This is a genomic window from Pedobacter sp. GW821-FHT01D05 (assembly GCF_059422505.1).
In genome coordinates, this window is sequence record NZ_JBWKXA010000002.1 from 208,899 (window position 1) to 229,083 (window position 20,185).

Consider the following 20,185-nt stretch of genomic DNA (forward strand, 5'->3'; position numbering starts at 1 on the left):
TTATTTCGGCATTAAAACAGTATCAACTACATGGATCACACCGTTTTTCTGATAAACATCTGCAATGGTTACCGTGCTCTTTCCACCTTTTTCGTCTTTTAGTACTAATTTTTTGCCTTCCATCCAGGCCCAAAGTTTACCGCCCTGTACCGTTGTAAGTTCGGCTTTGCCGCCGCCAGCTTTAATTGCTTTTGCAATCGCTTTGCTATCCATTTTCCCTGCAACAACATGGTAAGTTAAAATAGTGGTTAGGGTTGCTTTGTTTTCCGGTTTAACAAGATTGTCTACAGTTCCCGCAGGAAGTTTATCAAATGCAGCGTTAGTTGGCGCAAAAACTGTAAAAGGACCTTTGCTTTTTAAAGTTTCTACCAAGCCTGCTGCTTTAACTGCCGCAACCAGTGTAGTGTGGTCTTTTGAATTTACGGCATTGTCTACAATATCCTTAGTAGAATACATGGCTGCACCACCAACCATTGGATTTTTTTGAGCGTAAACTTGAGTAGTGAATGCCATTGTAATTACGGCAAATGCGGATAAGATTAAATTTTTCATTATTTCTAATTTTAAGTTTCTGTTATTTGGTTCCATTTACGATGGCTTACAGATACTTGGTTTTTAGAAATGAAAAATAATTTGCAATGTATTGATTGTTAGTGTTTTATTTTTTTTTCTTGTAAAGATACAGTAGTGGTTCTTCGGGGCGGCTAGTCCCGTTTTTCGCTTAATCTTTTGGCTGTTCTTCGACTATGCTCAGAATTATGCCAAAAGGATATCGCTTCAACCGGGTTTAGATAAATTGGGTTCTTCCTTTAGTCGCATCCTTTATACTTTGTGTTTCACGCTTAACGCCAACCTCAAAACGCAGTGCTAGTTCACCTTAACCGTTCTTACTTTTTTAGAAAAAAGCTTAGGGAAAAAGCGTTTCAATAATACGGCTCTGGTTTCTTTTCCGCCAATATAAACTTCTTCTTTTTTGTTGCTAACAGCCACTACAATTTGTTTGGCACATTCGGACGGAGTCATGGCATTTTCGTGTGCATCACCCATTTTATTTAGGGGCTTACCATCTGCGGTAAGCGCATTATAGGTTACATTTGTTTTGATAAAACCTGGACAGATGATGGTAATATCGATGTTTTTATCGTAAACTTCCGATCGGAGTGAATCGAAATAACCATGCAGCGCATGTTTTGATGCGGAATAAGTAGAGCGGAATTTCGTGCCGAATTTCCCAACAAGACTACTAATTACAACGATCTGCCCACCACCGTTGGCGATCATCAGCGGCAAAACTGCTTTGCTCAGTACCACTGTTCCCCAGAAATTGGTATCCATAATGTGTTGTTCTGTTTGCAGATTAGTTTCGAGCGCTAAACTCCGCTGGCTTACACCACCGCTGTTGATCAGTAAATCTATTTTTCCAAAAATACGGATGGCATCGGCAGCTTTGTTTTCCAGTGTAGTTGTTTCACTCAAATCGAACGGTAAAACATGTACATTAAAGGAGTTTTGGCAATTTCCTTTTACCCTGAACAGCTCATCACGGTTTCTTCCCGAAATAATCAGCTTGTTGCCCGCTTTAAAATATTCATATACCAAGGCTTCGCCAATACCTGATGATGCGCCTGTAATCCATACAATTTTCGACATACATTTTAATTAATTATTGAATGACCGAGTTTTGAATGAGTGAATGTTGTTTAACCCGCTAAATCAGTCATTCTCTAAATCAATCCTTCTCAATTCACTCATTCATCTCCTACTATAAACAATTCTGAAGCAATATGATCAGCAAATAATTTTCCGTTCTGATTTAAAAAAATCTTATCTCCGTCAACCAGTAGCCAATCTTTATCCTCGAAATTTTTTAGGTTGTGTTTTGTTTCTGCTAAAAAGTCTTTCCCGAAATCGGTATTTATTTTTTGTAAATCAGTTCCCCACATGGTTCTTAACGAAGTCATGATGTATTCGTTAAATCTGTCGTTTAAACTCAGTTCCTCAACAATTTCAGGAAGCTTGTTATGGCCTAACGTTTCCATATACAGAGCGTTATTGGCTGGGTTCATATAACGGTTCTGGCCATTAAAGCCGTGCGCCGATGGACCAATGCCAATATAATCTACACCTTTCCAATAATTGGTGTTATGCACGGCATAATGGTTCGGTTTGGCAAAATTCGAAATTTCATAGTGTTCAAATCCTGCATCTATCAGTTTATCCATCAAAATTATAAACTGAGCGGCACTTTGATTATCGTTTACGGGAGTTTGTTTTTTGTTTTTAATGGCATAGGCTAAAGCTGTCCGGGGTTCTACTGTTAGGGCATAGGCCGAAATATGCGGAACCTCAAGCTCAACTGCTTTTTGGATATTATTTAGCCATTTTTGATCGGTAAGCAAAGGATAACCATAAATTAAATCTAAGGTGAGGTTTTCAAAACCGGCATCCTGACTTCTTCTGATACAATCTTCGGCTTCTTGGGCCTGGTGTGCCCGGTTCATCCAGATCAGATCTTCATCATAAAAAGATTGGATGCCCACACTAAAGCGGTTAACGGGCAGTTGTTTTAGTTCTTTTAACTTCTGAGCGGTTAAATCATCAGGATTGGTTTCGATAGTAATTTCAGCATTTGCATCGACCGAAAAGGTGTGGTTAATGGCATCAAAAATCTTTTGCAAAGATACCTGCGATAAAATGGAGGGTGTTCCACCGCCAAAATAAATGCTTCCAACCTGTCCGCTAATCCGGTCTTTTTTCATGTTGATCTCCCTACAGATCGCATCAACCATTTCATCAGCATATTTTAAGGAAGTGCTGAAGTGAAAATCGCAATAGTGACAGGCCTTTTTACAGAAAGGGATATGAATATAGATACCGGACATTGCTGCAAAGATAGCGAAGTTAATTTTTCTTTATTGTTATAAATAATAAGCAATTAGTTTACATAACCATTAATGGAAATCGGGTAAGTAAAGTAATAGCTTTACTTATTTCTTGCTTTTGTAAAGTAATAGCTTTACTAATTGAATGAATAACACTACTTTCTAATATCTTTGCTACTGTATTTTTTTAAGTATCTTTTCCCATCTTTATCTCCATCCAAAACATTTGTAACAGCTGAAATTTTGTGTGGAAGCTCTTCCTGTTTAATAATCTGTATTTTTACGATCCTTCTAAAGGTTTTGTTCCATCTCCTTTTATCTAACTTTTCTGAAATTGCAGTTGTTATTCCGAATATTGGCGTTTTCTTTTTTGAATTGGACATTGTTGAATGTGTGCGACTTGAGCATTATTGTTAAAGTTATTAATTAATCCATTTATTTTCTTTAGGTAAACCATGATTATTCGACTACTTTTGCATCCTTAAGTTTTGATTTACTGCATGCCGAAATTTATTTTCTTTTTGTTCGCGTTTGTATGGTCTGCTAATTTTGTAGCAGCACAGGAAATTCCTGTTCAAACAGATAGCGTAGCTGTGAATCAATATCAATATCGAAGATACCGGCCAGATTCGGCAACACTCGCCAGGCAGAAATTTTCGACCGATTCGCTTGTTCGCCATACCTGGGTGCTTCCGGATAGTTTAATTAATAAAGGGGCTTTGCTCGATACCATCGAAAAGGAATATCTTTTTCCTAAACTCGATCTACTGGCTTGGCAAAAGAAATACCAGCACTTAAAGAAAAAGGTAAATCCTTATCAATTGGGCACAAAAATCCCAAAAGGCAACGTTGGTTTGCTGGGATTTATTTTCGGCATGCTCATCATCTTTGCCATTCTCAAAAATGCTTTTTCGAAACAACTATCGGCAATCGTTCAATCGTTTTTCAGTAACAGGATTTTGAATAATATTAACAAGGAGGATAACCTGTTTAGTTCCTGGCCATTTTTGTTGCTTTTTGTGCAGTTTGGTTTCGTTTTTGGAATGTTCTTTTTTCTTGTAGCACAGTGGAATGATATGTATCAGGCAAAAGATGGGTTTAAATTCTTTTTTAGTATATCGATTACTATAATTGTCTTTTATGCCCTTAAGCTGGTCCTTTTACGCTTTTTGGGTTATCTGTTCAATGTGCAGAAACCGGTGGGCGAATACATCTCAATTTTGTACCTCAGTTACTTCAATGCATCCCTACTATTTATTCCTTTAGTAGTTGCTTTCGCCTTATCGCCACTTAAATACGGTGGGGTGTATATCGTCTTGGCATTCTTACTGTTAGGTATTATTTTTGCTTTTCAGCTATTGCGGGCAGGTATAACAATACTTTCTAATAATAAGTTTTCTAGAATGCATTTATTTTTGTACTTTTGCGCCCTCGAAATATGTCCTATCCTAATACTAATTAAAACGATAGGACTGTAGCAGGAAAAAGGAAAATGCAAGAAAAGAACGACTCTAGAATCCGCAAAGTAAAAAGTATTTTGGTTACTTTACCAAAACCTGAAACAGAAAAATCTCCTTACTACGATTTGGCCAAAAAACACAACTTAAAAGTTGACTTTAGGTCCTTTATTCATGTTGAAGGTGTACCCGCAAGAGACTTTAGAAAGGATAAGATTAATCTGGCCGATTTTACGGCAGTAATTTTTACCAGCCGTAATGCAGCAGATCATTTTTTTAGAATCTGCGAAGAAATGCGTTATGAAGTGCCAGCAGAGCTGAAATATTTTTGTCTGTCTGAGACTATTGCATTGTATCTGCAGAAGTATATTCAGTATAGGAAGCGTAAAATCTTTTTCGGTAAACAAACTGCAGCAGATTTAGCAGAAGTGCTAAAAAAACATGCAAACGAGAAGTTTTTATATCCTTGCTCTGATATGGCTACCGAAGACACGATGAAGTTCTTGGAAAAAAGTGGATATAATTTTACGCCTGCAGTTTTGTTTAGAACAGTAGTGAGCGACTTATCTGATTTAGCTGAAGTATTCTACGATGTTATTGCGTTTTTTAGTCCGTCAAGTATCCAGTCGTTGTTTAAAAATTTCCCCGATTTTAAACAGAATAATACCCGGATTGCTGCTTTTGGAACTAACACGAGTAAGGCCTGTACCGATATGGACCTGATAGTGGATATCGCTGCGCCAACCCCAGGCGTTCCGTCTATGACAATGGCTATTGAAAATTACATTAAAATATCTAATAAATAATACGATAAATAATTTATTTTAAGTCAACATAATAAATGCGTAACTTTACTGCTAGTAAGAAAGTTACGCTTTTTTTTGAACAAAATATAAGGCTGTTGGAGAAGTGTTAATCTAACTTTAATTGTCTTTAAGTGATGATTTAACGTAAAATATTTGCTTTTGTTGATAATTTCAGTGATTTTTGATAAAATTGCTCCTAATCGTGCTTTGCACACTATAAAAAATATGAAGAAAATCTACCTTCTAGCTATTGTAGGTATAACTGTAATGCTAGCAAGCTGTGGTCATGGCGGCCAAGGCGAGCTGGTTGGTGCTTATAACCGAAAATTCAAAAACGATAGAATCCCACTAGGAATGGTTTATGTGCCGCCAGGGCATACGCCACTGGGAGGATCGGATGAAGATATTACTTTCTCTCAGAACGGGCCAAGTAAAATGGTTACCATTAGCGCGTTCTTTATGGACCAGACCGAAATTTCAAACGCAGAATACCGCCAGTTTACCAACTGGGTACGCGATTCGATTGCAATTGTGATGATGGGCAACCCTCAACAATTTATGGTTACACCCAAAGGAAATGCCGCAAATGCTGTTGGTGGAGAGAAATACATCGACTGGAGGAAAGTTGGACCAAACGGTGCCAACATTTGGCGTAATAAAGGTAAGGGTGCAGCTGCCGCTCAAGTGAGTCAGTTAGATGGCATGTATTACTCAGGCTTAGATGCACTTCCAGGAAAAAAAGAACTGGATGTTCGTAAATTCGAATATTCTTATGCAGAATTAAATATGGAGAAAGCTGCTCTAGGGCATAAAGACCCAAACAGCAAACGCCAGGATTATATCGATCGTTATAATGTTGCTATTTATCCTGATACAATGGTTTGGAAAACAGATTATTCTTATTCACAAAATGATCCAATGGTGCGGGGTTATTATAACCACCCTTCATATGATGATTATCCTGTAGTTGGCGTAAGCTGGGAGCAGGCAAAAGCATTCTCTCATTGGAGAACAAGATTGTACGATGGAGTAGCTACAGCAAGAAAATTGCCTGCAGGATCCAGATCAGATTATAGATTACCGGCCGAAACAGAATTTGAATATGCGGCAAGAGGCGGCAACACCAAAACAAAATATCCTTGGGGCGGTCCTTATATCAGAAATACAAAAGGATGTTTACAGGCGAACTTTAAACCAGGCCGTGGCGATTATTCGAGCGACGGAGGTATTTATACTGTAGGTGTTAGATCGTATTTTCCTAATGATTATGGTTTGTACAACATGGCAGGTAATGTTTCTGAATGGACATTAACTGCGTACAATAAAGGCGCAAGCCCATTATTGCACGATTTGAACCCGAATTTTACTTATGATGCTGGTGCAACAGACAGCAAATACAAAAAGCGTAAAGTAGTAAAAGGCGGTTCTTGGAAAGATACAGGCTATTTTCTACAAAATGCAGTAGCAACATACGAATATCAGGATACACAAAGATCATATATTGGTTTCAGATGCGTTTCATCTTATCGTGGTACTGACTTAAGACATTAAACCAAACAAACTAAAAACTAAAGAAAAACATCAAAATTTTATGGCAGCAAAGAAACAACCAGGCTGGTTACACGTAGCGATTTCATGGGGAGCAAGTATTGTAATTATCGGAGCGTTATTTAAAATTCTACACATTGGTGGAATTATGGGTAACTATATGATCGGTCTTGGTCTTGGTGTAGAGGCATTTTTATTCTTTTTAACAGGATTTTTTCCACCAGAGCCAGAACCAGCTTGGGAAAGAGTTTACCCTGAATTAAAAGCAGATTTTAAAGGAGAATTACCAACGGCCTCGGCCAGGCCAGTTGCGGCAACAGCACCGAACACAGCAGCTTTGGATAAAATGTTATCAGATGCTAAAATTGGTCCTGAATTGATTGAAAGTTTAGGCTCTGGTTTGCGTACTTTTGGTGATAAAGTAGCAACAATTTCTAATGTTGCAGATGCATCTACCGCAACAAACGAATTTACAGGCAAAATTAAAACAGCTTCAGCTGGCTTCGATAATTTAAGTGCATCTTTTGATAAGGCCACTGCTAATTTGAAAGCGATGGGTGAGAGCACGGTAGATTCTCAGGCTTACCATGATCAGGTTAACAATTTGGCTAAAAATTTATCAGCTTTAAATGCCGTATATGAATTAGAATTACAAGATTCTAGTGCGCATCTAAAATCGATGAATAAATTCTATTCGAACTTATCGCTAACCATGCAGAACTTTAACGAATCGATGGAAGATTCGAAACAGTTTAAAGAAGAGGTGAATAAGTTGGCTAAAAACCTATCATCGCTTAATGCAATTTATGGCAATATGTTATCGGCTATGAACGGCCCACGTGTATAATTTGTTTAGTTTTTAATTTTTAAAGGAAAAGCTACATCAAACATGGCAGGCGGAAAAGAAACAACAAGGCAGCGGATGATCAATATCATGTATTTGGTATTGTTGGCTATGCTCGCCTTAAACGTATCAGATACCATTTTAGATGCATTCAAAAATATCAACGATAGTTTGGATACTTCTAAAAACAATGTAAATACAAGTATTAATCAGTTATTTTCTGCCTTCGAAAATTCGAAGTTGAAAGAAGAGCCAGCCCGTGCACAGCCAATTTACGATAAGGCAAAACAGGCACAGAAGGCAGCTGATGACTTAAATAATTATATTGAAAGCATTAAAAAAGAATTTACCCAGGCAGGTGATGGAATCGATCCGGAAACTGATGATTTGGTAAATAGGTCAAATCAGGATATTGCACAGAATATCATGATCAATCAAAAGAAAGCAGATGAATTAAAAAAGAGAATTAACGCTACGCGCGAAAAATTAATCTCTTTGTTGGACCCGGCTGATAGAGCAAATGTTTCATTCTCTCTTGAAGCTAAAGATCCTGCAAGAAAAAGGAAAGGAAACTGGCAGGAAACTTACTTTGGTGAGGGAACGCCATTAACTGCTGCAATGACAATTTTAACCAAACTGCAAACAGATACAAAAAATGCTGAAGCAGAAGTAGTTAAAAAATTGTTCGGAAATATGGACAAAGCACAGGTTAATCTGGATCAGTTTGCGGCAGTTGCAGTAGCACCTACTTCCTATGTAATCCAAGGTCAGCCATATACTGCTGAAGTATTTTTAACAGCCAGCGATTCGAGATCAACTCCCGATATTACCGTTAATGGAAGTAAATTATCCGTTAAAGATGGTAAAGGAACTTATAGCGGTGGTACAAGTAGCGTTGGGCAGTTTACTTGGGTTGGTACGGTTCGTGTTCGCCAAACTGATGGTCAGGTAAAAGAATATAAAACGCAACCACAAACTTATCAGGTAGCGAAACCATCTGCATCTGTTTCTTCAACCAAACTGAATGTAATTTATGCAGGTATTCCGAATCCATTTACGGTATCGGCAGCAGGTTTCCCACTAGAAAGCGTTCGTGCATCTATTTCAGGTGGTTCAATGTCTGGTGGTAACGGAAACTTTAATGTAAACGTACCTGGAAGCCTTGTTGGTCAGGAAGTATCAATCAATGTATCAGCGAACAATGCAGGTAAAACGGTTAGTTTAGGCTCACAAAAATTCAGGGTTAAAGGTATCCCAACTCCGGTTGCTAAGGTTGGTGGCCGTTCTGGAGGTGATGTAGCTTCGGTACAATTAAAAAGCGAAACTGAAATTGAGGCAGATCTGGATGATTTCCCTTTTGATGTTAAATTTAAAATACAGCGTTATAAATTAACAATTATCAAACCGCGTTCTGATGCAGTTACCATTCCTGGTAGTGGTGGCAGTTTTGCAGGTGCGGTTAAAGGTGCAATAAACTCGATTACGCCTGGTACAAGGGTGTTTTTTGAAGATATTGTTTCTATAGGGCCAGATGGACGCCAGAAAATTTTGCCTTCATTAGCGTTTAGCGTAAAATAAAAAGAAGATGAAAAGGATTTTAAGTATTGCTATTTTAGTGTTGTTAACCACGTTTGCTTTTGCACAAAAAAAGCCAACCAAGTTAGCGCCGAAGAAAGCTGCGCCAGTAGTGGCTGCACCTCCTGTGGTAGATACAGTGAAAGCCCCTGTTAAAACAGCTAAAAAGAAACTTAAGGTACCACCTAAAGATGGTTTCTATGCCCGTAAGGATATTGACAGTACTGAAATGGTTCCTTTGGCAGATGTAAGAGAAGAGGATGTTTTTTATGCAAAACGGATCTGGAGAGAAATTGACTTACGTGATACGGTTAATTCAGCCTTAAAATCGCCTAAATCTCGATTAATTGATGTATTGATTGCCGCAATTAAAAAAGACGAACTGACAGCGTATTCACCAATTGATAGTGCATTGAACGAAGATGACGCTTTTCTTAACCCAATGTCTGCAGATTCTGCGGCCAAATCGGCTTTAGGAACAGCAGAGGTTTCGAACAATAAAACCGGAACGGTTACCACTGTAGTTAATGATTTTAACCCGGAGTTATTCCTGAAATTCAGAATTAAAGAAGACTGGATTTTCGATACTAAACGTTCTGTTTTCGAACCGCGTATTGTAGGTATTGCTCCTTTAAAATACAATGAGGTTTCCAAACAATGGCAACCGGTATTTTGGGTGTACTATCCGGAGGCTAGAGAGATTTTAACGAAGAAACGTTTAATCAATACCAATAACGATGCTTCAGCATTGAGCTTTGATGATTTCTTTATCCGCCGCTTATTCAGTAGCTATATTGTAAAAGAATCAAATCCCGGCGATAATAAGATCAGAGATATTATTACCGATCCTAGAGAAAGGTTATACGAATCAGAAAGGATTAAAAAATCTGTTCTTGATTACGAACAAGGTCTTTGGGAATACTAAGTATAAACAAAAAGCTCCGATTTTCATCGGAGCTTTTTGTTTATACCATATCCACCCATTACGAACAAAAGAGTTGAGAAGAAAGGGAAGATGAGATAATCTTTAATTCTTAAGCTGGCTCAGTTTGATGATGCCAATAAAAAATCGTGGCAACCCAAATTAATGGATTGCCGCGCTTTTCTTTAAAGATAAAATGTTTTATAGGTTATCTGTTGCTGATTCTATTACACTTTGGATAGCTGCAGGTACATTTGATAAAATATCGTAACCAGTTGCAGATTCTACTGCATTAACTGTTGTACGGTATGTTTTCCAATTGGTATTCAAACCATTTGTATTTGGCATATTTACTGTAATCACCCTCGTAGATGAAGTAATACGGCTTAAGTCGTTATTGCCGTTGGATAGTACCACAATAACTTTCCAGGTATTAGAAGGTACATTAACTTTACCATTGTCGATAGTATAAGTGATGCCGCCATTGCTTCCTGTACCGCCCGATCCATAAGAACCGCAAATAACATATACTTCGTTACCTGCTGTTACCAGCGAGCGGGTGTAGTTTTCAAGATCGGCCCATGGTCCTTGGTTATTATTTGGTGCCTGAGGCATCATGTTGCTCATTAAGAACGTAGAAGAATTTGCGGCTACAGAGATTGTTCTATCTGCTGATGGGCAGTTATGGCCACGATCAAAACCTGAACCTGAATAGCTGCTGCTCGATACCTGGTACCATCCAGAAGGCAAAGTATTGTCGGCTCTAAAATCGTCTTGGCGAGGAGTTGAACCCAGGTCAGATGATCCAATGTGCCAGCTTACCCAATTAGGTGTTGCCCTTGTTTTGCTGTAAGAAAGTGTATAATAAGTGCGTTCCATCAGGTAATTTTCTGGATAAGAAGTACTGGCAACAGCATTGCTTGGGTTACCCAATAAAAGGTTACTGTTATCTCCTGGTGTGGTAGGCGGATTGGTTATATCGCCAGTGGAAATACTGAAATCGTCTATGTTGATGCGGGCAGTACCGCCACTGATTTTACGGATCTGAAAACGTACATTCCCAACAATTGCAGTATTGAAGGTTACGGTTGATAATGTTGTGGTACTACTGGTAATGGTACTGCCTGATTGTAACCAGCTCGAGCCACCATCGGTAGAATACCAAAGCTGCCAGGTGCTATTGGCATCGGTACCGTATTTGGCATGGGCAATACTTACCACATCAGCTCCGTTTACGTCGAAATTCATACTCAATATACCGGTATTGCGTATTCGAACTGATTGACTGCCGTTTTTTGCATCTGCAGCAAGGTTTCCAATTAAGGCATCGTTAAGGCTCCAGCTTCCACTGCCCAAGGTTACTGATGCCGTGGCATAACTTCCTTTGGTACCAGATTCGAAATCTTCAGGAAAACCTGCAGCAATAGCCTGTGTGCTGGCAGTTGCGGCTTTACTGTTTAATTTTTGTTCAAATAAGTTGGTTTCAGGTTGAAATTGGTTTTCTTTTTTACAGGCAGCGAGGCCAAGGCATAGGACAGCCAGTAAGCTTAATTTTTTTAATGCTTTCATGTTTAGTTTGGGATTATTTAATGGATGGGATTGATTGCTTAGGTTTCGACAGCAAATGTTTCAATAACTACACAGTTGCCATCTGGTAAATAGCCGGTAATCAGAACAGGTATTCTGCTGGCACCCTCTACTCTGATGACCTGTATGTTGGAAAGATTTTGCTTTAATGAAGAATAAAACGCTGTTATTTTACGGGCATTTTCTACCATAGGTACATCGGCTGCATCCACCTTTGAAACGAGGTGGTTGAAAAATACAGCGTGATCCAGGAGTTTTAAATTGGATGGAGCTGAATGGTATTGAACTGCAATTTTTTGCAATAGTTCTGCAGGAGGGACTTTACCCCAGTCAACCGCTTTTAAAGGGCTTTCTGATTCGGTAAAATACAATACACCAAGTAAAAGCTTGGTAATTGTAACCATGATGTTGTTACTCATGTAAATTAGGGATAGATGTTTACTTGTATTAACAGGCCTAATTTATAGAAAAAGTATTTAAGGCATACCAAGAAAAGATTAATATTGTGTTAAGATTTTTACACGCTGGTCTGTTGGCGTTTACGGCGCAGATTTACGCTTCTTTAAAGTGGGACAGCAAGGTAGTTACCTGCTTTTTATTCAATATTTCTGCCAGTTCTTTCTCGGTAGCTTCTTTGATTTTTTTAACCGATTTAAAATGGGTTAGCAGTTTATCTGCAGTAGTTTTGCCTATACCTTCAATCTGCTCCAGTTCTGTTTTAAGTGTCCCCTGATCGCGTTTCTTGCGGTGGAAGGTAATTCCAAAGCGGTGGGCCTCATCACGAAGCTGCTGGATCACTTTTAAGGTTTCCGATTTTTTATCCAGATACAAAGGATAGGAATCACCAGGGTAGAATAGTTCTTCCAAACGTTTGGCAATACCAATTACGGTAACTTTGTTTTCTATACCCAATAACTTTAAACTCTTCAGCGCAGACGAAAGCTGCCCTTTACCACCATCAATGATGATAAGCTGAGGCAAAGACTGGTTTTCATCCAACATCCTCCTGTAACGACGGAAAACGGCTTCTTCCATGGTTGCAAAATCGTTAGGACCCTCTACCGTTTTCACGTTAAAATGGCGGTAGTCTTTTTTCGATGGTTTTGCATCTTTAAAAACAACAATCGCAGAAACCGGGTATTTGCCCTGAAAGTTGGAGTTATCAAAACATTCTATATGTTTTGGAAGCTGGGTTAAACGCAGATCTTTTTGCATGGTCGTTAAAATACGATCGGTGCGTAAATCGGGATTTAATTTTTCGTATTGATTAAGTTTCTCTTTTTTAAAGAACAATACATTCTTCTGCGAAAGCTCCAGGAGTTTTTTCTTTTCGCCAAGCTTAGGTACTGTAAATTTTAAACTTTCATCTTCTAACGACGGCTCAAAAGGAACAATAATTTCTTTCGATGTACTGTTAAATTTTGTTCTGAACTCCAACATCGCCAGCGTTAAAATCTCATCGTCACTCTCATCCAATTGTTTTTTAACCTCGATAGTCTGCGTTTGGATAATCGTTCCGTTCATCACTTTCAGGTAATTCACAAAGGCATAACGTTCATCCGATGCAATACTCACAACATCCACATTGGTAATGGCACTATTTACTACGGTAGATTTACTCTGGTATTTCTCCAGTACTTCTAACCTCCTTGCATATTGATGCGCCAGTTCGAAGTTCAGGTTTTCTGATGCCGATTTAATGACTCCTTTAACCTCGCGGATTACATTTCCGATTTTGCCATTCAGGATCTCTTTAATCTCACCTATATTTTTATCGTAGTCTGTTTCGGTCTGGTAATTCTGACAAGGACCTTTACAGTTCCCAATTTGATATTCCAAACAAACTTTAAATTTCCCTTCAGCTATATTTTTCTCCGTTAAAGGCAAACTACAGGTACGAAGGGGATAGGTTTCTTTAATCAGATCCAAAATAGTATGCATCATGCCTATCGAACCATAAGGACCGAAATAGGTAGAACCATCTTTAATCACCTTCCTTGTCCAGTAAATACGGGGATAATTCTCGTTTTTAACAATAATCCATGGATAGGTTTTGTCGTCCTTTAGGTTGATGTTAAATTTTGGCTGATGCTTTTTGATTAAGCTATTTTCGAGTAACCAGGCATCAATCTCTGTATCAACAATGGTGAATGTAATTTTACGGATTTTGGAAACGAGTACCCTTGTTTTGCCATTAAACTGATTCCTGTCGCTATTGAAATAAGAACCCACACGGTTACGCAGGTCTTTTGCCTTTCCAATATACATGAGCTTTCCATCGGCATCCCAATATTGGTAAACACCGGGTTTATGCGGAATTGCGGTTAATGCTGCTTTATGGTCGAAACTGCTCATTATTACAAAAATAAGATTCGGAAGGGATACTTTTGATTAAGTGGACGTCGATTTAGTGTAATTTATAATTTGGGCGTGCCCCTAAGCTGCGCAAAGGGTCAGGCTATCCGCTCCAATCTTTTGTTCCCTTTCGGCTGCGCTCAGGGCGACAACAAAAGGATTTCCACTGCTATCCTTCACGCAAATCCTAAAGCATTAAAAGCCTAATTTCTCATCCAATTCGGTTGCGCCTTCTTCCTGTTGCTGGTATTGGTTGCAATCGTAGGTGATGGAAACGCCAGATTTTGGAGCCTCAAAATCAGCATGACTAATTTTTAAGGCCGGATTGGCATATACCCTTTTGATAAAACCAGCAAAAATTGGCAACGCGGTATTGGCACCTTCACCCTGGTTGGTGCTGATAAAGTGGAATGCCCTATCCTCACAGCCAGTCCATATACCTGTTACCAATTGAGGGGTAATGGCCATAAACCAACCATCTGAATTATTTTGGGTAGTACCTGTTTTAGCCCCGATAGGTGCGTTTACTTTGTATTTATAATTCAACCTCGATCCGGTTCCGTTAGTGACTACACCTTTAAGCATTCTGGTCATTACATAGGCAACCTCTTCGCTCATGATCGGTTTTGGTATTTCCTTTTGAGAAAATAACACTACACCATTTTTATCTTCTATCCTTAATAGATAAATCGGCTTGGTATAGGTTCCTTTGTTTGCAAAAGCGCCATAAGCGCCTACCATATTATAGACAGATGAATCGAAAGTACCTAAACAGATGGAAGGAAATGCCGGAACATTAGGAATCCCCATTTTGGTTGCCAATGTTGATACTGCAACCGGGCCAACCTGTTTCATTAAATAGGCGGTAACATAATTTTGAGAGTAAGCCAGGGCTTTTTGTAAAGTAATGCTGCCTGGCAGTGGTTTGCCCGAATTTCTTGGCGTCCATGGTTCTCCATAGCCATCTATCGTTACTGGTACATTTGGTACAGTGTAGCAAGGAGAATAACCATTTTCAATTGCAACGGCATAGGTGAACGGCTTCGCAGTTGAGCCTACCTGCCTGGTTCCCATTTTAACCTGATCGTATTTAAAATGTTCGTAATTAATCCCTCCAACCCACGCTTTCACATGCCCATTGGTTGGGTCCATGGTCATCATCGCATTACGCAACAGCATTTTGTAGTAGCGAACGGAGTCGATCGGTTTCATTACTGTATCAATATTGCCTTTCCAGGTAAAAATGGTCATTTCTGTTTTAGTATTGAAATCATCTTTGATTTCATCTTCTGATTTACCTTCCAGTTTTAACGATTTGTAACGATCAGAGCGTTTAATACCCTGTTCAATCTGTAAAGCTTTATCCTTAAACGGGTTTCTGCCTTTCCAGCTGGCAATAAACTGGGCCTGTAATACTTTCATGTATTCTTTTTGTGCTTCTTCGGCATATACCTGCATATCATAATTCAATGTGGTATAAATTTTCAAACCATCGCGGTCTAAGTCGTAAGGTGTGCCATCGGGTTTAGTAATCGACTGCTCCTGAAAAATGTTTTTGATATCATTCTTCAATACCGAACGGAAATATGGTGCAATACCATCATTAACGGTTGCTGCATTAAAATGCAGGTTTAAGGGTTTCTCTTTTTGTTCGTCAAATTCCTGTTGGGTTAAGAGCTCTGATTTAACCATCATGGCCATTACAGTATTTCTGCGGTCTCTTGAGCGCTCAGGGTGGCGGGTGGGAGAATACATGGTAATCCCTTTTTGCATGCCCACTAAGGTTGCTGCCTGTGTTAAGGTTAATTTGTCGGGCGTAGTATTGAAATAAACCCTTGCTGCCGATTTTATGCCATAAGCCTGGTTACCAAAATCGACCGTATTTAAGTACATTGTGATAATTTCCTCCTTGGTATAGTTACGCTCTAGTTTAACGGCAACAATCCACTCTTTAAACTTGGTTAACACGAGGGAGAAAAAATTCAGGTTCGATTCTCTTGGGAAAAGATTTTTAGCCAATTGCTGTGTAATGGTACTTGCACCCTGCTTTTTGCCGATTAAATTATAACCGATAATGGTGAAGGTACGTTTGAAATCTATACCTGAATGTTCTTTAAAGCGGGTATCTTCTGTGGCAATTAGCCCATTGATTACGTTTTCCGAAATATCTTTATAAGTAACATTCGACCTATTCTGAACAAAATAGGTGCCTAATGGCCGGCCGTCTTCCGCAATAATTTCTGAAGCCTGATTACTTTTTGGGTGTTCAATATCCCTGAAAGAGGGCAGCGCACCAAAAAGGCCCAACCCGATCATGGAAATGAAAATGGCAAACAGGGCAATTCCCCCGATCAGAATTTTCCAGATGACTAAACTATATCTTTTTGTTTCTTGTGCAGAAAGGGACTTATTCATTTTGTGTTGTTATTTTCCAATCATCTCCAGAATAGAAGATTTGGATGCAAATTTATTAATTTTTTATAGAATCGATTTTTAGCCTCAAGCTTAAAATATTCTACACTTACTTATAAGTGTCTTTTAAAAACTCCAGATATTCGTTAATCCGCGATCGGTCTGTTAGCTTTTCGAAGTTTTCTTTGCTGATGATAAAGCCCTTATATAGGTTAGCTGGAACTTTCATAATGTTCTTTAACTGGCCTGTAATGCTTGATTCGTAAATTTTGGCGTCTTCAAGATCGATAAAACTCGTAATGTAAATCAACTGGTCGTTATCTAACTCTACCAATTTATGTTCCAAATCATTATCGGGATAATTGCCACGGTTAAACTGGCCTATTCCAAAACGCGATGAACTTAAAGTTAAAGTTGCGTCGGCAACGTCGATCACATAATAATACTCTTCTGATTTAGCTGCACTAAAAATGCTGGCCGGTTTGGTAGGATCGACCGGTTTAACCTCAGCAGGTTTAGATACCGTGGTAGGCGCTGTTGTTTTTACAGTGGCATTGTCGGTTACTAAAGGTTTTGTTGGCACAGCAATTGGCGTAGCCTGACTTACAAAACGTGGCGCATTGGCATCAAAATCAATAAGTGCAAGCGGTCGTTGTTTAAACTCTTCCAAATTTGCCTCAATATATTTTAAATGATCGCGGACTAATGGGGTAATAATTTTGTCGTTTGGATAAAGCGTGGTAATCAAATTAAATTCGGTAAGCAGGGCATCAACTTTAGCCGTGCGGCCGATAGCAATTGCTTTTAAATAGGCATATTGTGGTGCTAAATCATTATTAGGGAAAGCGGTAATGTTATCATCAGCCTGTTTTACCACATTTGCATAATCTTTTTTCGCATAGGCATCAAAGGCCACATTGTAGTTGTTGTTGGCAATGTTTTCTATCTCTGTTTGTTTGGCCGAATAGGAGGAATCTAAAATGTTCTTGGCAAAATTAGATTCAGGGAATTTAGTTAGCACCAATTGTTTGTACTGATCTGATTTTACTTCATCAATACCCTTGTAATTTAGATGCAAACTGTAATATATGGCAACCAAGTGGTTATTGTCCGGATATCTTTTAATCAGTTCCAGATAAATCTTATTTGCTTCTGCTTTGTCGTTTAGCTCTTGTTGGTAGAAGCTGGCAATCTCAAAATAAGCATCAATGATTTTTTGATCGGAGGTAGCCAATAGTGCCGGAGTGGTTGGCAAGCCATCCAAAAACTGTTTTTCTAATGTGGTTTGGTCTACAGATGTTTGATTCGTTTCTCCATTTGCAGGCGTTATTCCGGTGGCTACATTTCCTCCTGCCAAAACCTGATTGGTTTCCTGGGCAGAAGACCGGATGCTTTGTCTCCAGTTATCTTCCAGCTGCCTGTTGCCCCACCGTTTTTTGAAATCGCCAAAGCCATTGCTTATTGCCGCATTATTGTTAAAATAAAAGGTATTCCCTGCAGTATTATTCGAAGCATTTAACGATCGATTAGGGAAATCCGGATCATTTAAATATTGATTGCTGATTACCCCTCCGGTATTGCTCACTTCAACTTTAGGTGTTAAATAGGCTTTAACCTTAGCCTCACGCTCGCCTGTAGGAAGTTTAGCTATCGCTTGGGCGGTATCTTCCTTGGCAATAATAGTATACCTATCAGTTAAATATTTCAGGTTATCAGCCTTTTTAACAATGTTATTGTAGTCAGGAAAGTTTTTTGGTAAAATCATCACTGTACTATCGTAATACAGTTTTGCTTTAATGTAGTTGTTAAACTCTTTAAAGTTTAAGTCGGCAATTCTTAAATAAGACAACGCCTTTTGAGTTTGGTTTCTGGTACTTTTTGCAACTGATTTGTGGTAGTTTTCTTCAGCTTTTGCAAAGTTTCCTTCGGAGGAGAAAAGTTCTCCAACCTGGTAATAAATCTGATCGGTATAATCGAAATTCTTATCGTCTTTTAATAAAGCAAGCAGCTGTTCTTCCTTATTGAGTTTTACACCACTGAGCAATGCCTTTAGTTTAATGCGGTTTAAATTGGCATGAAAATACATCTCAAACGGTGCATTGCTTTTTTCAACCTTGGTGAAGTTTGCATAAGCGTCCTGAAGATTTTTTTCTTTCTCCTGCAACTGCGCAAGGATAAAGCGCCACCTTATACGCAGCTGTTTTTCGACTGGAAGGGCAATTGCCGATTCTAAAAACAGGATGGCTTCTTTATTGCGTTTCTGATAAATGCGCATCTGAGCGGCAGTGGCCAAGGGTTCTGCCAGATCTTTTTTTAACTCATCAGACGCACGCAACATGGTATCAAGAATTTTATCGGCAAGCACCATATTGTTTAATTGCATTTGGCTACGCGCTTTCCAGTTCATCGCCATAACGAATGTCTTTAAATCGTTATTATAGGTTTTTGCCGTATAATCGAAATATTCTGATGCGATAAAATAATTGCCTTTTAAATAATTTGCTTTACCCAAAAGCATATAGGCATCATCAATATAGTTACTAAAACTTTTATCGTTTATAACGGTTTGTCCTTTTGTAATTACTTCATCAAGCTGTTTATTGGCCATTCCTGGTGTAAGCACCAGATTTACCTGTGGCTCTGGATCGAGGTAAACGGGCAGGGTTTTCTCATAATTATCGGCATAACTTTGTAATAGGCGCTCATTGTACTCGGTTAATAAAACATTGGAGTTGTAGATATAGTTATATCTTGCCGTTAAGTTTTGAAACCTGCGATCTACTGCTGTATCTTTATTTGCGACACAGCCATAAATAAGGAGGACACTAAAAAAGATGAAGAAGGGATTTAAGTTTTTGCTAGCGTAATTTTTCAAGTATGATAAATCTCTTAGGTGGATATACAATAAACAATATATGTAGAAAAATATTTTATTTGGCAACAAATTTTAATTATTCAAAGTTAATTTAATTATTGCATTAACAAATGGAAAATCCGAAAGAAGAAAATACAAAGAAAAAGGTAAATGCAGCCGCCAAATATTCTGCCATTGGCTTCCAGATGATTGCTACCATTGGCCTGCTCACTTTTATTGGCTATAAGATTGACGAGCATAGAAACAGCAAAACTAATTTAATTACTGCTGCTTTTGCTTTAGCGGGGGTAGGGATTGCGTTATACCAGGCCATTAGGCAGGCCACTAAGCCGTAAGTTTTCAGTTGGCAGTTTTCAGCTACTACGCCATCCAATTTAGCAATTTAGCATGGGGTATTTACCTCGGTTAACCGATTAACCAGTTTGAACAGTTAACCATTCTAACAATAATTCTTTTCTCACTACTTACTTGATACTAAAAACCTTATCTTTGCAAAAGTTTTTATCTGCTAAGAAATTATACATTGACTCTAGCCAAATTTACCAGTATCTATTTCATTTTTGTAGGCCTTTTAATAGGCGTAATTGCCGTTTTACCTGTCGTATTTCCTGATAAACAATTGTTTGTAAATAACTTTTGGGTAATGTTTGGCTTTTTGGCCGGCATCACTTATGTAGCTTATATGCTTGTGGATATCGGTGTAAAACGCGATCCTGAAGTAGGTGTGATGGCAATTATGGGATCAATTGCTGTGAAGATGATTTTTTGTATGGCTTTTGTGTTGATTTACAGTATAAAAGCGAAGGGAATTGGGCTTGTATTTCTGCTTAATTTTTTTTCTTTATATTTATTGTTTACGGCCTTTGAAATTTACTGTTTGTTACGTAACTTGCGCCACCAAAATTTAAAGTAAAAAACTGCC

17 protein-coding genes are annotated in these 20,185 nt (G+C 38.5%); 8 read left to right on the forward strand and 9 right to left on the reverse strand.

Going from position 1 to position 20,185, the window contains the following annotated elements:
• The 4 genes from AC07VK_RS09070 to AC07VK_RS09085 all read right to left on the reverse strand — a co-directional run bounded on the left by AC07VK_RS09070 (position 1) and on the right by AC07VK_RS09085 (position 3,265).
• Positions 1 to 552, reverse strand: a complete 552-nt coding sequence (locus AC07VK_RS09070; protein WP_492959983.1) for a fasciclin domain-containing protein — start codon at positions 550 to 552, stop codon at positions 1 to 3.
• Between the two features lie 315 nt (positions 553 to 867).
• Entirely contained in the window at positions 868 to 1,650 is a 783-nt protein-coding gene (locus AC07VK_RS09075; protein WP_492959985.1) for an SDR family oxidoreductase, read from the reverse strand.
• 98 nt (positions 1,651 to 1,748) lie between these two features.
• A complete protein-coding gene (hemW, locus tag AC07VK_RS09080) occupies positions 1,749 to 2,882 on the reverse strand; it encodes a radical SAM family heme chaperone HemW (RefSeq protein WP_492955328.1) in 1,134 nt (377 codons plus the stop codon).
• A gap of 155 nt (positions 2,883 to 3,037) precedes the next feature.
• Complete coding sequence (locus AC07VK_RS09085) at positions 3,038 to 3,265, reverse strand: hypothetical protein (RefSeq protein ID WP_492955329.1); 228 nt, start codon at positions 3,263 to 3,265, stop codon at positions 3,038 to 3,040.
• Positions 3,266 to 3,382: 117 nt separating this feature from the next.
• On the opposite strand from AC07VK_RS09085, the gene AC07VK_RS09090 reads away from it, so the two are divergent.
• The 6 genes from AC07VK_RS09090 to porN all read left to right on the forward strand — a co-directional run bounded on the left by AC07VK_RS09090 (position 3,383) and on the right by porN (position 10,037).
• Entirely contained in the window at positions 3,383 to 4,360 is a 978-nt protein-coding gene (locus tag AC07VK_RS09090) for a DUF4271 domain-containing protein (protein WP_492959987.1), read from the forward strand.
• 14 nt (positions 4,361 to 4,374) lie between these two features.
• Positions 4,375 to 5,145, forward strand: a complete 771-nt coding sequence (locus AC07VK_RS09095; protein ID WP_029274186.1) for a uroporphyrinogen-III synthase — start codon at positions 4,375 to 4,377, stop codon at positions 5,143 to 5,145.
• A gap of 225 nt (positions 5,146 to 5,370) precedes the next feature.
• Positions 5,371 to 6,696 (forward strand): T9SS ring complex lipoprotein PorK/GldK, encoded by a 1,326-nt coding sequence (gene porK, locus AC07VK_RS09100; protein ID WP_492959989.1) that lies wholly within the window; start codon positions 5,371 to 5,373, stop codon positions 6,694 to 6,696.
• Between the two features lie 40 nt (positions 6,697 to 6,736).
• Positions 6,737 to 7,540, forward strand: a complete 804-nt coding sequence (porL, locus tag AC07VK_RS09105) for a type IX secretion system motor protein PorL/GldL (RefSeq protein ID WP_492955332.1) — start codon at positions 6,737 to 6,739, stop codon at positions 7,538 to 7,540.
• 42 nt (positions 7,541 to 7,582) lie between these two features.
• Positions 7,583 to 9,115 (forward strand): type IX secretion system motor protein PorM/GldM, encoded by a 1,533-nt coding sequence (gene porM / locus AC07VK_RS09110; protein WP_492955333.1) that lies wholly within the window; start codon positions 7,583 to 7,585, stop codon positions 9,113 to 9,115.
• A 7-nt stretch (positions 9,116 to 9,122) separates the two neighbouring features.
• A complete protein-coding gene (gene porN / locus AC07VK_RS09115) occupies positions 9,123 to 10,037 on the forward strand; it encodes a type IX secretion system ring subunit PorN/GldN (RefSeq protein WP_492955334.1) in 915 nt (304 codons plus the stop codon).
• Between the two features lie 198 nt (positions 10,038 to 10,235).
• On the opposite strand, the gene AC07VK_RS09120 is transcribed toward porN, so the two are convergent.
• From AC07VK_RS09120 to porW, 5 genes are all read right to left on the reverse strand, one after another.
• Positions 10,236 to 11,603 carry a DNA/RNA non-specific endonuclease gene (locus tag AC07VK_RS09120; protein WP_492955335.1) on the reverse strand — a complete coding sequence of 456 codons (1,368 nt, stop codon included), beginning with the start codon at positions 11,601 to 11,603 and terminating at the stop codon, positions 10,236 to 10,238.
• Positions 11,604 to 11,641: 38 nt separating this feature from the next.
• Complete coding sequence (locus AC07VK_RS09125; protein ID WP_492959991.1) at positions 11,642 to 12,040, reverse strand: nuclease A inhibitor family protein; 399 nt, start codon at positions 12,038 to 12,040, stop codon at positions 11,642 to 11,644.
• Between the two features lie 133 nt (positions 12,041 to 12,173).
• Complete coding sequence (gene uvrC / locus AC07VK_RS09130) at positions 12,174 to 13,976, reverse strand: excinuclease ABC subunit UvrC (protein ID WP_492959993.1); 1,803 nt, start codon at positions 13,974 to 13,976, stop codon at positions 12,174 to 12,176.
• 195 nt (positions 13,977 to 14,171) lie between these two features.
• Positions 14,172 to 16,391, reverse strand: a complete 2,220-nt coding sequence (locus AC07VK_RS09135) for a transglycosylase domain-containing protein (RefSeq protein ID WP_492959995.1) — start codon at positions 16,389 to 16,391, stop codon at positions 14,172 to 14,174.
• Positions 16,392 to 16,497: 106 nt separating this feature from the next.
• On the reverse strand, positions 16,498 to 19,263 hold the full coding sequence (porW, locus tag AC07VK_RS09140; protein ID WP_492959997.1) for a type IX secretion system periplasmic lipoprotein PorW/SprE: 2,766 nt from the start codon (positions 19,261 to 19,263) through the stop codon (positions 16,498 to 16,500).
• 110 nt (positions 19,264 to 19,373) lie between these two features.
• Between porW and AC07VK_RS09145 the strand changes: the two genes are divergently transcribed.
• Positions 19,374 to 19,598, forward strand: a complete 225-nt coding sequence (locus AC07VK_RS09145) for an AtpZ/AtpI family protein (RefSeq protein WP_492955340.1) — start codon at positions 19,374 to 19,376, stop codon at positions 19,596 to 19,598.
• Positions 19,599 to 19,786: 188 nt separating this feature from the next.
• Positions 19,787 to 20,176, forward strand: coding sequence for a hypothetical protein (locus AC07VK_RS09150; RefSeq protein ID WP_440826701.1), 390 nt, complete (start codon positions 19,787 to 19,789; stop codon positions 20,174 to 20,176).
• Positions 20,177 to 20,185: the final 9 nt, after the last annotated feature.

Bases quoted from the DNA above. Each gene is read 5' to 3' on its own strand.
- AC07VK_RS09070 (WP_492959983.1), bottom strand. From the start codon at position 552: ATGAAAAATTTAATCTTATCCGCATTTGCCGTAATTACAATGGCATTC.
- AC07VK_RS09075 (WP_492959985.1), bottom strand. From the start codon at position 1,650: ATGTCGAAAATTGTATGGATTACAGGCGCATCATCAGGTATTGGCGAA.
- hemW (WP_492955328.1), bottom strand. From the start codon at position 2,882: ATGTCCGGTATCTATATTCATATCCCTTTCTGTAAAAAGGCCTGTCAC.
- AC07VK_RS09085 (WP_492955329.1), bottom strand. From the start codon at position 3,265: ATGTCCAATTCAAAAAAGAAAACGCCAATATTCGGAATAACAACTGCA.
- AC07VK_RS09090 (WP_492959987.1), top strand. From the start codon at position 3,383: ATGCCGAAATTTATTTTCTTTTTGTTCGCGTTTGTATGGTCTGCTAAT.
- AC07VK_RS09095 (WP_029274186.1), top strand. From the start codon at position 4,375: ATGCAAGAAAAGAACGACTCTAGAATCCGCAAAGTAAAAAGTATTTTG.
- porK (WP_492959989.1), top strand. From the start codon at position 5,371: ATGAAGAAAATCTACCTTCTAGCTATTGTAGGTATAACTGTAATGCTA.
- porL (WP_492955332.1), top strand. From the start codon at position 6,737: ATGGCAGCAAAGAAACAACCAGGCTGGTTACACGTAGCGATTTCATGG.
- porM (WP_492955333.1), top strand. From the start codon at position 7,583: ATGGCAGGCGGAAAAGAAACAACAAGGCAGCGGATGATCAATATCATG.
- porN (WP_492955334.1), top strand. From the start codon at position 9,123: ATGAAAAGGATTTTAAGTATTGCTATTTTAGTGTTGTTAACCACGTTT.
- AC07VK_RS09120 (WP_492955335.1), bottom strand. From the start codon at position 11,603: ATGAAAGCATTAAAAAAATTAAGCTTACTGGCTGTCCTATGCCTTGGC.
- AC07VK_RS09125 (WP_492959991.1), bottom strand. From the start codon at position 12,040: ATGAGTAACAACATCATGGTTACAATTACCAAGCTTTTACTTGGTGTA.
- uvrC (WP_492959993.1), bottom strand. From the start codon at position 13,976: ATGAGCAGTTTCGACCATAAAGCAGCATTAACCGCAATTCCGCATAAA.
- AC07VK_RS09135 (WP_492959995.1), bottom strand. From the start codon at position 16,391: ATGAATAAGTCCCTTTCTGCACAAGAAACAAAAAGATATAGTTTAGTC.
- AC07VK_RS09145 (WP_492955340.1), top strand. From the start codon at position 19,374: ATGGAAAATCCGAAAGAAGAAAATACAAAGAAAAAGGTAAATGCAGCC.